General features: G+C 69.8%; 12 protein-coding genes. All 12 read right to left on the bottom strand.

Translation table 11 applies throughout. From position 1 onward, the window contains the following. Nucleotides 1-274: 274 nt before the first annotated feature. The gene (locus tag FF100_RS13670) at nt 275-2,065 is read right to left on the bottom strand and encodes a thiamine pyrophosphate-requiring protein (protein WP_139036252.1); all 1,791 of its coding nucleotides are present in this window, start codon (nt 2,063-2,065) and stop codon (nt 275-277) included. A 356-nt stretch (nt 2,066-2,421) separates the two neighbouring features. Beyond that, nucleotides 2,422-2,736 carry a cytochrome C oxidase subunit IV family protein gene (locus FF100_RS13665; protein WP_139036251.1) on the bottom strand — a complete coding sequence of 105 codons (315 nt, stop codon included), beginning with the start codon at nt 2,734-2,736 and terminating at the stop codon, nt 2,422-2,424. Further along, a complete protein-coding gene (locus tag FF100_RS13660; protein ID WP_139036250.1) occupies nt 2,733-3,437 on the bottom strand; it encodes a cytochrome c oxidase subunit 3 in 705 nt (234 codons plus the stop codon). The genes FF100_RS13665 and FF100_RS13660 overlap by 4 nt, the downstream gene beginning before the upstream one ends. Next, nucleotides 3,434-5,125, bottom strand: a complete 1,692-nt coding sequence (gene ctaD / locus FF100_RS13655; RefSeq protein WP_139036249.1) for a cytochrome c oxidase subunit I — start codon at nt 5,123-5,125, stop codon at nt 3,434-3,436. Before ctaD ends, FF100_RS13660 begins: the two co-directional genes overlap by 4 nt. Beyond that, a complete protein-coding gene (gene coxB, locus FF100_RS13650) occupies nt 5,122-6,180 on the bottom strand; it encodes a cytochrome c oxidase subunit II (RefSeq protein ID WP_139036248.1) in 1,059 nt (352 codons plus the stop codon). The genes ctaD and coxB overlap by 4 nt, the downstream gene beginning before the upstream one ends. After that, complete coding sequence (locus FF100_RS13645) at nt 6,180-6,659, bottom strand: hypothetical protein (RefSeq protein ID WP_139036247.1); 480 nt, start codon at nt 6,657-6,659, stop codon at nt 6,180-6,182. The genes coxB and FF100_RS13645 overlap by 1 nt, the downstream gene beginning before the upstream one ends. Next, nucleotides 6,652-7,611, bottom strand: coding sequence for a hypothetical protein (locus FF100_RS13640; protein ID WP_139036246.1), 960 nt, complete (start codon nt 7,609-7,611; stop codon nt 6,652-6,654). The genes FF100_RS13645 and FF100_RS13640 overlap by 8 nt, the downstream gene beginning before the upstream one ends. Then, nucleotides 7,608-8,168 (bottom strand): c-type cytochrome, encoded by a 561-nt coding sequence (locus FF100_RS13635; protein WP_246102072.1) that lies wholly within the window; start codon nt 8,166-8,168, stop codon nt 7,608-7,610. The genes FF100_RS13640 and FF100_RS13635 overlap by 4 nt, the downstream gene beginning before the upstream one ends. After that, nucleotides 8,165-8,680, bottom strand: coding sequence for a DUF3341 domain-containing protein (locus FF100_RS13630; RefSeq protein ID WP_139036245.1), 516 nt, complete (start codon nt 8,678-8,680; stop codon nt 8,165-8,167). Before FF100_RS13630 ends, FF100_RS13635 begins: the two co-directional genes overlap by 4 nt. After that, entirely contained in the window at nt 8,677-10,032 is a 1,356-nt protein-coding gene (gene nrfD, locus FF100_RS13625; protein ID WP_139036244.1) for an NrfD/PsrC family molybdoenzyme membrane anchor subunit, read from the bottom strand. The genes FF100_RS13630 and nrfD overlap by 4 nt, the downstream gene beginning before the upstream one ends. Beyond that, nucleotides 10,029-12,893, bottom strand: coding sequence for a 4Fe-4S dicluster domain-containing protein (locus tag FF100_RS13620; RefSeq protein WP_139036243.1), 2,865 nt, complete (start codon nt 12,891-12,893; stop codon nt 10,029-10,031). The genes nrfD and FF100_RS13620 overlap by 4 nt, the downstream gene beginning before the upstream one ends. Then, nucleotides 12,881-13,540: a cytochrome c3 family protein gene (locus tag FF100_RS13615; RefSeq protein ID WP_139036242.1), complete on the bottom strand. Its 660-nt coding sequence runs from the start codon at nt 13,538-13,540 to the stop codon at nt 12,881-12,883. The genes FF100_RS13620 and FF100_RS13615 overlap by 13 nt, the downstream gene beginning before the upstream one ends. Nucleotides 13,541-13,665: the final 125 nt, after the last annotated feature.

Raw genomic sequence — 13,665 nt, 5'->3', positions numbered from 1 at the left:
CAACGATCCTAGCGCATGAATTTGAGTGCAAGCCGATTGATCGCCTTGCCGTTGTCGCGAGGCGCCAGCATCGTCTCTGTTCAGACGAGCGACGTTGGCATCTGCATAGCTGTAGCCGAGGCCGGTTTCGCCCTCGGTCTCGATATGGGTGACGACGATCGTTGTCCTGTCTCAGGCATGGGCGGGTCCCGTCAGACTTAGGCCCGTCGGTGGGAACGGTGTATGCCCGTGCCTGCAACGCCCGGATCGTCCCGCATTGTCGTCGCGCCGGATCTCAGCTCTTGTCGCCGGGCAGGACTGAGCTCAGCACCTGGCGGGCGGTGTCAACCAGGAGGTGGCGCTCCTTGGGGTCGCCCTTGCCGAGGATCGACATGTAGTTCTTCACCTGCTCGAAGGTGAAGAACGGCGGCAACGGCGGCACCTCCGGATCGGTCTTGACCTCCAGCACCACCGGCATCGGGCTCGCCAGCGCTTCGTCCCAGGCCGCACCCAACCTAGCGGGATCGTCGACGTAGATGCCGCGCAAGCCGATCAGCTCGGCAAACTTGTGGTAGGGGACGTTCGGGATCGTTTGGCTCGCCTCGAATTTCGGGTTGCCCTCCATCACCCGCTGCTCCCAAGTCACCTGGTTCAGGTCCTCGTTGTTGAAGACGCAGCAGATCCAGGTCTTGTTCGACCAACGGTGCATGTACTTCGAGACGGTGATCAGCTCGGCCATGTTGTTCATCTGCATGGCGCCATCCCCCACCAGCGCGATCACCGGTCGGTCCGAATGCGCCACCTTGGCGGCGATGGCGTAGGGTACCGCCGCGCCCATCGAGGCAAGGCCGCCCGAGAGCGAGCACATCTGGCCGCGGCGCATTTTCAGGTCGCGGGCGTACCAGTTGGCGCAGGAGCCGGAATCCGAGGTGACGATCACCCGGTCGGGCATCCGCGGCGATAGCTCCCAGGTCACCCGCTGCGGGTTGACCGGGTTGGCCTTGGCCATCGCGCGGTCCTCAGCCTCCTTCCACCAGGAGGCGACGCCCTTCTCGACGCCCTCGCGCCAAGTGCCGCTCTCCTTCTTCTGCTCCAGGAGCGGCAGCAACGCGCGCAGGGTCTCGGCGGATTCACCCTGGAGCGGCACCTCCATCGGGTAGCGCAGGGACAGCATCTCGGGCGCGAGGTCGATCTGCACGCCGCGGGCCTGGCCCTCCTGCGGCAGGAACTCGGCCCAGGGGAAACCGGAGCCGATCATCAGGAGCGTGTCGCACTCCGCCATCATGTCGGAGGAGGGCTTAGAGCCGAGCAGCCCGATCGTGCCGGTGACGAAGGGCAGGTCGTCGGGAAGCGCCGCCTTGCCGAGCAGCGCCTTGGCGACGCCGGCCTGGAGGCGGTTCGCCACCGCGATCACCTCGTCGGTGGCGTGGAGCGCGCCGGCGCCGACCAAGATCGCGACCTTCTCGCCGGCGTTCAGCACGTCGGCGGCGCGCTTCAGGTCGGCCTCGAACGGCACGACCCTCGGGGCGGTCCAGCCGACGCCGGAGAAGGTATTGCCGTGCTTGCGCACCGGCGCCTCGTAGGGGACGTCCTGGAGGTCGTTCGGCAGGATGATCGCCGCGACCTTGCGCTCGGCCTTGGCGATGCGCATGGCGCGATCAACGATGTGGCGCACCGAGGCCGGGGAGGCCGCCTGCTGCACGTAGGCCGCGACGTCCTTGTAAACGCTCGTGAGGTCGAGCTCCTGCTGGTAGTGGGCGCCGTTGACGTTGCGGGCCTGCTGGCCGGCGATGGCGAGCAGCGGCACGTGGTCGGAATAGGCGTCGTACATGCCGGTGAGAAGGTGCGTCGCCCCGGGGCCCGAGGTCGCGAGGCAGACGCCGACCTCGCCGGTGAACTTGGCGTAGGCGGTCGCCATGAACGCCGCCATCTCCTCGTGGCGGACCTGGATGAACTCGAACGGCAGGTCGTTGCGCTGGAGCGCGCCGAGCAGGCCGTTGATTCCGTCGCCCGGGTAGCCGAAGATCGTCTTCACCCCCCACTCGGCGAGACGCTTCCAGAAGAAATCGGCAACGGTGTCGGCCATGGCTGCTCCTTGGGAGCCGTGCGGCATCGCAAACCCGATACGGGCCCTACGGTGATTGCGGCGACCGGCTCTTCAGCGTGCCTCCTGGGACGGTGTCCTCTGGGCATTGCCTTAGACGCTGGGCTAACTAGCATACTCCAGGGATGTTCCTGGTCAGGATGCTTCCGGCTCGTGTCGCGTGTTTCCGGCCTACATGGGCGGTACGCGGGGATCAGCCTCGTGCCCGCGTGGCACGCCGAGGACATTCCGGCGGCGAGCTACAGGGCGCCGGGGACCTCGGCGCCGACCGAGCAGGGACAGGGCGCGAGGATGCACCTGCGAATTCTACCTCACGGAGACGTTGCCACCCGCGCCTCTCACCGGTTTGCCATCCGGCTCAGTACGTCGGCGAGCGTCAAGGCGAACAGGATCGCGGCCCAGAACAGGCCGCAGGCGGCAACGACGCGGACGAGGCCGCTGGCGTGCTTGAGCTGCATGAACACCAGAGCGACGAGCGCCGTCTTGGCCCCGGCGATCCCGAACCCCACGGCGGTGTCGATGCGTCCGTACGGCCAGTAGGCGGCCCAGGTGCTCAGAGCGAGAAGGAGCATCAGGGCGGCCCAGACCCACAGGTTGCGGCGCCACAGGGCGCCGGGGGTCTCGGTGCTCTTGGACTCGGCCTCTTCGCTCATCCGGACCGTCCCGGCAGGTAGAGCATCGGGTAGAGGAAGATCCAGACCACATCCACGAGGTGCCAGTACAGCGCCGTGACCTCGACCTGCGGATTTTCTTTAAGGAAGTCGACGTCGCGCCAGCCCATGACCGCGAGGCGTGTCACCAGGGCGATGCCGATGCTGAGGTGGATCGCGTGTACCACCGTGACGAGCCAGTAGAAGCCGAAGAAAATCTGGGCCGGCGCCTGGCTCAGGGCGAAATGCGCACCCGGCACCAGGTGCTTCTCGATATCCTCGCGATATTCGAAGCCTTTGACCACCAGGAATGCGAGACCGAAGACTGCGGTGGCCGCGAGGCACCAGAGCGTCAAGCGGCGAAACAGCCCCTTGTCGGCGGCTTGCGAGGCCACCGCCATGGTCAGGCTGCTGGTGAGCAGGATCGCGGTGTTGAGGGTGCCGAAGACGATGTTGGTTTCGCGCCCGGCGGCCGCGAAGGCCTCCTGGTTCGCCAGGCGCGCGGCAGTGTAGGTCAGGAACAGGGCGCCGAAGAACAGCACCTCGCTCGCCAGGAAGACCCAGATCCCGAAGGCGGCGCCGTCGCGCTGGCGCGCGAAGGCGGTCGCATGGTCGGTCTCGAGGTCGCTCCAGGGTTCGCGCATGCGAGCCTCGATATCGGGGTGTCCCTCGCGCAGGCAGGCCTCGACGTCGGCGCGGCTCATGTCAGTGACCCCCGCGAGGGAAGCCGCGGCTGGTCGTGAACCGGGGCGACCCCTTCCGGATGGTAGTTGTACGGCCCGCCCTGGATCCGGGGCGAGCCGAAGAAGTTCTGCCGCGGCGGCGGCGAGGTGGTGCGCCATTCGAGCCCGCTCGCGTCCCACGGGTTGTTCGTCGCCCGCTCGCCGAACAGCAGCGACCATGTGAGATAACCGAGCGGCATCAGGTAGGCCACCGCCAGCACCGCGGCGCCGGCGGACGAGAGCACGTTCCAGATCTGGAACTCCGGCGGATAGGCGTGGTAGCGCCGCGGCATCCCAAGGTAGCCGGCGATGAATTGCGGGAAGAACGTCAGGTTGAAGCCGAAGAACATCAGGATCGCGGCGAACCGAGCCCAGGTCTCGGGATAGGTCCGTCCGGTGATCTTCGGCCACCAGAAGTGCAGGCCGCCGAAATAGGCCGAGACCGAGGCGCCGACCATGATGTAGTGGAAATGCGCGACGACGAAGTAGGTGTCCTGAACGTGGACGTCGACCGGGATCGAGGCGAGGAACAGGCCGGTGAGGCCGCCGAGTGTAAACAATCCGACGAAGCCGAGCGCGTAAAGCATCGGCGACTCGAACCCGACCTGGCCGCGATAGAGCGTGCCGGTCCAGTTGAACACCTTGATGGCCGACGGCACCGCCACGACGAAGGACAGGAACGAGAACACCAGGGCCGCGTAGGGCGACATCCCGGAGGTGAACATGTGGTGGCCCCAGGTGAAGAAGCCGATCACCGCGATCGCCACCAGGGCGTAGACCATGAAGCTGTAGCCGAACACTTTTCGACGCGCGAAGCAGGTGATCAGCTCGGAGACCACGCCCATCGCCGGCAGCACCATGATGTAGACCGCCGGGTGCGAGTAGAACCAGAACAGGTGCTGGAACAGGATCGGGTCACCGCCGCGGGCCGGATCGAAGATCGGCAGGCCGAAGGTGCGCTCGGCGAAGACCAGCAGCAGCGTCACGGCGAGCACGGGTGTCGCCAGCACGAACATCAGGCTCGTCGTGTACATCGCCCAGACGAACAGCGGCAGCCGGAACCAGGTCATGCCGGGTGCCCGCAGGAGATGGATCGTCGCGATGAAGTTCACCCCCGTCGCGATCGACGAGAAGCCGGTGGTGAACACCCCGAGCACGGTGAGCGAGACCCAGGTGTTGGAGAAGACCGTGGAATAGGGGACGTAGAAGGTCCATCCGGTATCGACCCCGCCGAGCAGCAGAGCCGCGACGGCGAGCGAACCACCGCCGACGTTGAGGTACCAGCTGATCAGGTTCAGCTTCGGGAACGCCACGTCCCGGGCCCCGATCATCAGCGGCACCAGAAAGTTGCCGAGCGTGTTGGGGATGCTGGGAATCAGGAAGAACCACACCATCACCACGCCGTGCAGCGTGAACAGCTTGTTGTAGGTGTCGGCCCGCAGCAGGTCGGCCTCGGGCGTCGCGAGTTCGAGCCGCACCAGCGTGGCCGCCGCCCCGCCGATGAAGAAGAACAGCGTGATGGTGACCGCGTAGAGGATCGCGATCCGCTTGTGGTCGGTGGTGAGGAGCCAGGAGCGGACGCTGTGCCCGTCGGCGAGGTAGCTCACCGGCAGCCGCAGGTCGAGTTCGTCCGGGTCGGCGAGGCCGGTGGGGCTAGCGGTGGTGCTCATCGGGAGCCTCCGGCTTCATTCTCGTCCAGCACCGGCGCGCCCGGTACCATCGCGGGGCTGCGCTCGCGCACTCCGCCCGGCACGTTGGAGCGGACCTGCGGCGTCCCGGGCTCCCGCACCGAAACCGGCTCGGAGCCGAGCGCGCGGATATAGGCGGTGATCGCCTGGATCTCGCCGTCGTCGAGGAGGCCGGCATAGCTCGGCATCACGGGGGCGTAGCCCGCCACCACATCGCGCTTCGGCTGAAGGATCGAATCGCGGATGTAGGCGGCGTCGGCGGTGGCGAAGTGGCCGCCCTCGAGGTGGACCGGGCGCTCCCAGATCCCCGCGAGGTTCGGCGCGTGCACCGCCGAGCCCGGGGCGTGGCAGCCGGCGCAGCCGCGCTCGGAGAACAGGCGCTCGCCCTGGTGGGCGAGGTCGTCGCCCTCGGGCTGCGCCGACAGCCAGCTTGCATAGGCTTCGGGCTCCATCACGATGACGCGGCCGAGCATCCGGGCGTGGTCGGTGCCGCAATACTCGGTGCAGAGCAGGTGGAAGGTGCCGGTCTTGGTCGCCTGGAACCAGGCCTCGGTCTGCTGGTCGGGCAGCACGTCGCGCTTCAACCGGAAGGCCGGGACGAAGAACGAGTGGATCACGTCCTGCGAGGTCATGATCAGCTTGACCGGTTTGTTCACCGGCACGTGCAGCTCGTTGATCTCGCGGGCGCCGTTCGAGGCCTGCGTCTTCCACATCCACTGCTTGGCGACGACGTGGATCTCGATGGCGTCCGGCGGCACCGAGTAGGCTCCGATCTCTGCCGAGGCCGCCCACCAGAAGACGAACACGAACAGGAAGATCGTCGCGGCGGTCCAGCCGATCTCGAACTCGCGCGAGACGATCTCGGGCAGCGGATGGCGGTTCGCCTTCGAGCCGCGGCGGAAGCGGATCGAGAAGACCAGGATGAGGCCGATCACCAGGGCGAGAATCACCGCCGAAGCGATCGTGAGCCCGATGAAGATCCGGTCAGTCAGTAGCGCCTGGAGGGAGGCGGTTTCGGGCATGAGGCGGCCGACCATCAGCGCACCTCTTTCGGCGAGGCCGCGACGGTGCCGGGCGGCGGCAGCGGGCTCGCGGCGCCGCCGCGGCTGCCCAGAGGCGGGACGCGCTCCGGCTGGAGCGGGGCGGCGTAGGCGTCCGACCCGCGCTCGCCGACGCGCCGCATCGCCTCCGCCGCCGGCATGCGGGCGATGCCGCGGGTTTGGTCGACCCACCCATAGGTGTCGAGGCGCCGGCGCTGGTCGGCGAGGAGGCGGGCGAGGTCTCCTTGCGGGTCGCGCTGCAGGGCGGGGCCGGCGAAGGTGCGGGGCTCCTCGGTGTTGGGGCTGGTGATCACCATGTCGCGGTAGAGACGCATGCCTGCGAGGGTCACAGCGACGAAGACCACGATGAACACGCCCGCGAGCAGCACCGGTTTCAGGCGGATGTCGGGCGCCTCCGGCGGCCCCTCGGCATGGCCGACCGCGTCGTCGCGCACCGGTTCGGCGGTGTCAGGCATGCCGGAGCCTCCCTCCGAGCCGGCCGGCGAGGCGCAAGGCCAGGCGCGCGACGACGACGAGCCCGGCGAGCCACAGCCCGGCGGCGAGTGCCGCCCCGCCCGCCCCCGGTCCCCAGGCCGGCAGCACGAGCCAGCAGCCGCGCAAGACCAGCCCGACGAGGACGAGAAGTCCGACGAGCCGCAGGGCCCCGGGGCTGCGCCGCACCGCCTCAAGGAGCAGGAGCAGGAACGGGAGGAGGCCGCCGGCCGCGACCGAGGCCGCGATCAGCCCCGGGTAGGGCTCCGCCGCGCGCCGCAGGTAATAGGCCGCCTTCGGTGGCAGGTCGCCGTACCAGGCGACCACGTAGGACATCAGGCCGACGTAGAGCACGCCGAGCAGGATCGCGAGCAGCAGGTTGGCGAGGTCGGGCGCGGTTCTCTCGTCGAGCCCGCGTGGGCTCGCCACGGCGGCGAGGCTCAAGGCGGCCAGGATCTGGTTGAGGGCGAACCCGGCGCCGAACGCCGAGGAGGTGAAGCGGGGCTCCAGCGACAGGATCCAGTCCACCGGAACGAGGCTGATGGTCAGGCCGTAGAAGGCGAGGCCTAGGCCGGCGACGAGCCGGGTGCAGCGCTCGGCCAGCACCAGCCAGGCCAGTACCGACCAGCCGAGAAGCGCGACCGCGCCGCGAGCCACGAACAGAAGCGGGTTGAGATAAAGGGCGGCGACGTCCGGCTTCACCGTGCCCGGATCCGCCGCCCAGGGATAGAGCGCCGGCAGCGCCAGCGCGACGCCGAGAAAGCCGAGGGCGACGAGCGGCAGGAGCGCCGCAACCGGCCGCAGGACCGGCGCCAGCGCCTCGCCCCAGCGCCCGCCGGTGATGCGGTGGACGAGGAGCAGCACCAGGCTGCCGGCGGGGGCGGCGCCGAAGGCGATCCAGGCAAGGAGCCAGCCGCGGGCGAGGGCCTCGGTCACGGGCGCCCCTCCAGGTTCGCCCCTGCCGGAATTTTCTCCGCCAGCCCCGGCACCTCGGCGACGCGGGCGCCCTGCGAGAGTTGGAGGGCGCGGATATAGGCGGCGATCGCCCAGCGGTCCCGCGGCTCGACGCGGTTGGCGTAACGATACATGACGCCGTAGCCGTTGGTGATGACGTCGACGAGGTAGCGGGCGGGCGCCGCCCGCAGCCGCTCCTCGTGGTAGGAGGGAGGCTTTGGAAAGCCGCGGGCGACGATCATGCCGTCGCCGTGGCCGGTCAGTCCGTGACAGGGGGTGCAGATCGCCTCGTAGCGCTCGCGCCCGCGCTGCAGCAGCGCGGCGTCCACCGGGGGCGGATCGGTCAGCGCCGCCTCATCGGCGAGCGCGCCCTGCTGCACCGTCCCGTCCGGGGGGGTACGGGCCTCGGCCCCGTCGACCCAGAGGTCGGCGCGGCGGTAGACGTCGTAGCGCTTCTGCCGCGCCATCGAAAGGTCGTCGCAGGCGCCGAGCAGCAGGAGCGACGGAAGCAGGACGGAGGGCAGGAGCCGGCCGGTCACGGATGCGTCTCCGCCACCAGTCCGGCCCCGGCCTCCTCGAGGAGCCGGCGCAGGGGTTCCGGGTCGCCCTTCGGCGCCACGAGGAGCAGGAAGCGGTCCTGGCTCGCCCGCTCGAATTGCGGCATCACGAAGAGCGGGTGGTGCAGCCGCGGCAGCCCGCAGGTGACGAGGAAGGCCGTAAAGCCCGCGATGGCAGCGGCCAGCACCCCGACCTCGAACGGCACCAGCACGAAGACCTGCCAGCTGTGCAGCGGCCGGCCTCCGGAATTGAGCGGGTAGTCGTGGACGGCGCTCCACCATTGCAGGGCGTACATCGTGGCGGCCGCGCCAAACCCGGCGAGCGCCATGGCGGGCCGGATCCAGCGCGGGGCAGGGACGAAGGCGTCCGCGAGCTCTTCGAGGGGGAAGGGCGTGAAGGCGTCGACGGCGCGGTGGCCGTCCGCCCGGGCGCGGCGCAACGCGGTGACGAGGGCGTCGGGGGTGTCGAACTCGGCCAGCAGGGGCGTGGTCATGGCTGCGCCGCCCCCTCGTCCCGCGCCAGCTGCCGCACCTCGTGCATCGAGACGATCGGCAGAAGGCGCGCCAGCACCAGGAACAGGAAGGCGAACAGCCCGAGCGGTCCGACGAGAATCGCGAGGTCGTAGAGGCTGGTGTGGTAGGTCCGCCAGAGCGTGATCGCGTGGCCGTGCGAGAGCGTGTTCCAGACGATCAGGATCCGCTCGAGCCACATGCCGACATTGATCAGCACCGAGATCCCGGCGAGCCACCACAGGTTCCGCCGCACCCGGCGCCACCACAGCGCCTGGGGCGCCAGACAGTTGCAGAACAGCAGCAGGCCGTAGAGCGGCGCGTAAGCGCCGGTGAAGAAATACCCGACGACCGTGCGGTCGGCGTGCTCGCCGCCATACCAGGCGGTGAACCACTCGGTGGCGTAGGAGAACGCCATGACGATGCTGGCGAACAGCATCACCTTCGCCATGGCGTCGAAATGCGCCGGCGTGATCATCGCCTGGAGGTTCAGGCCCCAGCGGATCACGATCGCCAGCACCACCACCATGGCGAACCCCGAGAACATCGCGCCAACGACGAAGTAGGGCGGGAAGATGCTCTCCTGCCAGCCGGGCATCAGGCTCGCGGCGAAGTCGAGCCCGACGATCGAGTGGACCGAGCAGACGAGGGGCACCGCGAGCGCCGCCATGGTGAGGTGGAAGGTCTCGTAGGCGCGCCAGTGCCGGGCGGAGTTGCGCCAGCCGAGCGCCAGCGCGCCGTAGATCACCCGGCCGGCCCGCGTCCGCGCGCGGTCGCGCATGGTGGCGAGGTCCGGCAGCAGGCCGGTGTACCAGAACAGGGCCGAGAACAGCAGGTAGCTCAGGATCGCCCAGAAGTCCCAGACCAGGGCCGAGCGCCATTGCGGCCAGAGATCCATGGTGTTCGGGTAGGGCGCGAGCCAGTAGGCGTAGAGCGGCCGGCCGAGATGGATGATCGGGAACAGCCCCGCGATGGCGGCGGCGAACAGGGTCATCGCCTCGGCGAAGCGGTTGATCGAGGCGCGCCAGCGCTGGCGCGTGAGCAGCAGCATCGAGGAGATCAGCGTGCCGGCATTGCCGATACCGATCCACCAGACGTAGTTCGCGATCGAGAAGCCCCAGACCACGGTGGTGTTCACCCCCGACAGCCCGATCCCGACGGTCAGCACCGCCCCGATCGCGCCGAGCGTCAGGACGACGAAGGGCAGGGTGCAGAGAAGCGCGATTACCCAGGCGCGGCCGAAGCCGGTCCGCTGGATCGGGTCGGCGACCGCTTCCGAGATCGCCCCGTAGCTGAGGCGCTCGGCATCGATCAACGGGTGGGGCTGGCTACTCACGTCCGGTCCTCCCGGGCGGGGTTGCGCAGGTCGGTGAGGTAGGTGGTGCGCGGCCGGGTGTTCAGCTCCTCCATGAGCGCGTAGTGGCGCGGATCCGAGCGCTGCGCCGCCACCGAACTGTCCTTCGCCGCGAGGTCGCCGAAGCGGATCGCCTTCGTCGGGCAAGCCGATTGGCAGGCGGTGGCGACCTCGCCCATCGGGCGCCCGTCGCGCTCGGCCGCCTGGCGCTCGGTCGCGATGCGCTGGACGCAATAGGTGCACTTCTCCATCACGCCGCGGGCCCGCACCGTGACGTTGGGGTTGCGCTGCGCCCGCACCGGCGCGGCGCCGAGATTCGCGTATTCCTGCCCGTCGGCGTAGCCGAAGAAGTTGAACCGGCGCACCTTGTAGGGGCAGTTCGCCTCGCAGAAGCGGGTGCCGACGCAGCGGTTGTAGACCTGGAGGTTCAGCCCCTCGCCGTCATGGACCGAGGCCGCCACCGGGCAGACCGGCTCGCACGGCGCATGCTCGCAATGCATGCACGGCACCGGCTGGAACCCGGCCTCGATCCGCTCCGGCTTCCCTGGTTCGGACTTGCCGGAATCGTAGATGTCGACGCGCAGCCAGTGCATCATCCGGCCGCGGGCGATCTCCTCGGGACCAACCACCGGCACGTTGTTCTCGGACTGGCAGGCGATCACGCAGGCGTTGCAGCCGATGCACGCCATGGTGTCGATCACCATGCCCCAGGCATGGCCGTCGGCGTCGCCGGTCCAGGGGGCCAGCAGCGTGGGTTGATCCGACCCGTTTCCCGAACCGTTTCCCTTGGGCGCCGAGGAGGCCAGGGCCGCGAGGTTGATGCGCGGGAAGAGCTTTTCGGCTTCGCCCTCGATCTGGGTGTAGTTCTGCGTGCGCAGGATCGCGTGCCGTTCGTCGAGGGGCGTGAGGCTCACGTCGCGGACCAGTCGCCCCGTGCCCGACCCGATGAGCCGATAGCCGTCGACCCCGATACCGTTGCCGATCTGCCCGGCGCGCGCCCGGCCATGGCCGAGGCTCAACCCCGCCACGCCGTCGGCGACCCCCGACACGACCGCCACCGGCGCGACCACCGAGACGCCGCGGACGGTGAGGCTGACGCCCTGGCCGTCCTCGACGCCGCGCCGCGCGGCCTCGCGGTGCGAGAGGAGGAGAGCGTTGCCCCAGACCTGTTTCGTCACCGGGTGCGGGCATTCCTGCAGCCAGGCGTTGTTGGCCGAGCGTCCGTCCCACAGGGCCGGGTCGGGGGTGAGCAGGAGGGTGAGGTCGCCAGGAGCCCGGGCGGGAGGAGCGGGCGCCGGCGGCAGGACCGGCAGGGCGGGCGCGGGGACCGGAGCCGGTGCGGCGGCGCTGCCCGGTATCGTCCCGTCGTGCAGGCAGCGGCGCCACCAGCCCTCGAACTCGCGGTCGTCCGGGCGGCGGTGCCGCTCCCAGGAGCCTTGCCAGGTCTCGCGCACGATGTCGTAGCCGCGCCGGGCCTCGGCGCCGGTGAGCAAGTTCAGGATCTCGTGCACCGAGCGGCCGCCGTAAAGCGGGCGCAGCAGGGGCTGGACCAGGCTCGCCGTGCCGTCGGTGGCCCGTAGGTCGGACCAGGATTCGAGGTCGTGGGCGAGCGGCAGGTGCCAGTGGGCCGCGCCCGCGGTCTCGTCGGCATGGGTGCCGACCTGGACGCTGAACGGGACCCGCCGCAGCAGTTCCGGAAACCCGAGACCGGCCGGCGCGGTCTGGACCGGGTTCGTGCCGAGGATGGCGAGGCAGGAGACCTTGGCCGCGGCGATGTCCTTGCAGAGCCCCGCGAGGTCGCCCGGCGGATGGTCCGGCAGCGCGTCCGGCGGCGCGATCCAGCCGATCGGCGCTGCGAGCCGGGCGTTGAGCCAGTGGGCGAGGGCGTGGAAGGCGGGCTCCAGCGCCTCGCCGACGAGCACCACGGCGCGGCCGGGATGCCTGCGCAGATCGGCCAGGATGTTTTCCGCGAAACGGCGCTCGTCATCCCCCAGGCCCGGCTCGGGCAGGCCGGCGCCGAACCCGTTGGCGAGATGGACGAGGAGGGCGGCGACCGCCGGCGGCGCCAGGGCGCGGCGCTCGTCGGCCTTGATGCCGGTGAGCGTCGGCAGGCCCTCCGCCACGTACAGGCGGCCGAACCGGGCCGGGTCGCGCCGGCGCTCCATCAGGGCGGAGGAGAGGCGGATCTGGTCCGGTCCCGGCCCGAGGGGATCGGCCTCCAGGCAGACCACGATCTCGGCCCGGTCGAGCCGCGGCAGGGCCCGCACCGGACGCCCGAAGGCCAGCGCGGCGCCGGCCCGGGCATTAGCCTCGTCGAGCGGTTCGTGGACGTGCCAGGCCGCCTCCGGCATCGCCTCCCGCAGGCCCACGATCTGGCGCAGCAGCGTCGGCGAGGTGATCCGACCGGTCAGCAGCCGGAAGCCCGCCCCCCGTCGCGCCCGCGCCTCGGAGAGCGGCCGGGCATAGGCCTTGCCGAACGCCTCCCAGGAGGCGATGCCGGCGACGCGCTCGCTCGGTGCGCGGGAGCGGTCGGGGTCGTAGAGATCGAGGATCGCGGCTTCGAGGAAGACGTCGGTGGCGCCGCGGCTGCCGGGGTGGAGCGGGTTGCCCTCGATCTTGATCGGCCGGCCGTCGACCGCGATGGTGTGGACGCCCCGGGCGAAGCCGGAGAGGGGAAGCGCCGTGGCATAGCGCGCCGGCACCCCGGGCAAGAGCTGCTCGGGCTGGCGCACGTAAGGCAGGATCTCTTCGTCTGGCCGGGAGCATCCTCCCGCCGCGAGCGCGATGCCGGCGCCCAGCAGCTGCAGGGCCTCGCGGCGGGGAAGGCCGGTTAGCGGTGGCATATCGAGCACTCGCTGAGCCGCGCCGGCGACTTCACGTGATAGGTGGCGGCAAGGCGGGTGCCCTGCTCCGCCTGACCCGCGGGCGGCGTCCAAGTCATGTCGAACACCGCCTCGCGCGGACGAAGGTTCGGTCCGGGATTGCGGTGGCAGTCGAGGCACCAGCCCATGGTGAGGGGCGCGACCTGCCGCACCAGTTTCATGGTCTGAATCGCGCCGTGGCAGGTCCCGCAGCCGACACCCTTGGCGACGTGGACCGCGTGATTGAAGTAGACGTAGTCCGGCAGGACATGGACACGCCGCCAGACCAGCGGCCGACCCTCAGCGAGACTGGTGCGGACGGGAGCCAGCATCGGCGCGTTGGTCCAGATCTGCGAGTGGCAGCTCATGCAGGTCTCCGTCGGGGGAATGCCCGCGAAGGCGGCCTTCTCGACCGAGGTGTGGCAATAGCGGCAGTCGATCCCGAGCCCGCCGACATGGTGCTCGTGGCTGAACGGCACCGGCTGCTCGCGGGTCACGTCCTGGGCGGTGGCGTAGGGAGAGCGCCACAGGGTGGTGGCCATCCCGACCGCGAGGACCGGAACGACGGCGATGCCTGCGAGGACCGCGCGCGCCAGAGTGTCGGCGCCCGGACGAAAGATCTGCGCCATTCCGCTTGCAGTCTCGCTCCCCGATCTCCGGACGGCGGTCGCCCCGCATCCTTGGCAATATACTCTGTATAGGTATTATGGTTCCGTTGCCCGGAGCGAGGGATCGCGGCCGTGGCCTCGAAGTC

The organism is Methylobacterium terricola (assembly GCF_006151805.1).
GTDB lineage: Bacteria > Pseudomonadota > Alphaproteobacteria > Rhizobiales > Beijerinckiaceae > Methylobacterium > Methylobacterium terricola.
Note: the sequence above shows the minus strand (reverse complement) of the source record. Positions and strands in the feature narration are given on the sequence as shown.

Excerpts from the sequence above, each read along its gene's own strand:
- FF100_RS13615 (WP_139036242.1), bottom strand. The coding sequence starts at position 13,540 with ATGGCGCAGATCTTTCGTCCGGGCGCCGACACTCTGGCGCGCGCGGTC.
- coxB (WP_139036248.1), bottom strand. The coding sequence starts at position 6,180 with ATGGTCGGCCGCCTCATGCCCGAAACCGCCTCCCTCCAGGCGCTACTG.
- FF100_RS13630 (WP_139036245.1), bottom strand. The coding sequence starts at position 8,680 with ATGACCACGCCCCTGCTGGCCGAGTTCGACACCCCCGACGCCCTCGTC.
- ctaD (WP_139036249.1), bottom strand. The coding sequence starts at position 5,125 with ATGAGCACCACCGCTAGCCCCACCGGCCTCGCCGACCCGGACGAACTC.
- FF100_RS13645 (WP_139036247.1), bottom strand. The coding sequence starts at position 6,659 with ATGCCTGACACCGCCGAACCGGTGCGCGACGACGCGGTCGGCCATGCC.
- FF100_RS13620 (WP_139036243.1), bottom strand. The coding sequence starts at position 12,893 with ATGCCACCGCTAACCGGCCTTCCCCGCCGCGAGGCCCTGCAGCTGCTG.
- FF100_RS13665 (WP_139036251.1), bottom strand. The coding sequence starts at position 2,736 with ATGAGCGAAGAGGCCGAGTCCAAGAGCACCGAGACCCCCGGCGCCCTG.
- FF100_RS13660 (WP_139036250.1), bottom strand. The coding sequence starts at position 3,437 with ATGAGCCGCGCCGACGTCGAGGCCTGCCTGCGCGAGGGACACCCCGAT.
- FF100_RS13670 (WP_139036252.1), bottom strand. The coding sequence starts at position 2,065 with ATGGCCGACACCGTTGCCGATTTCTTCTGGAAGCGTCTCGCCGAGTGG.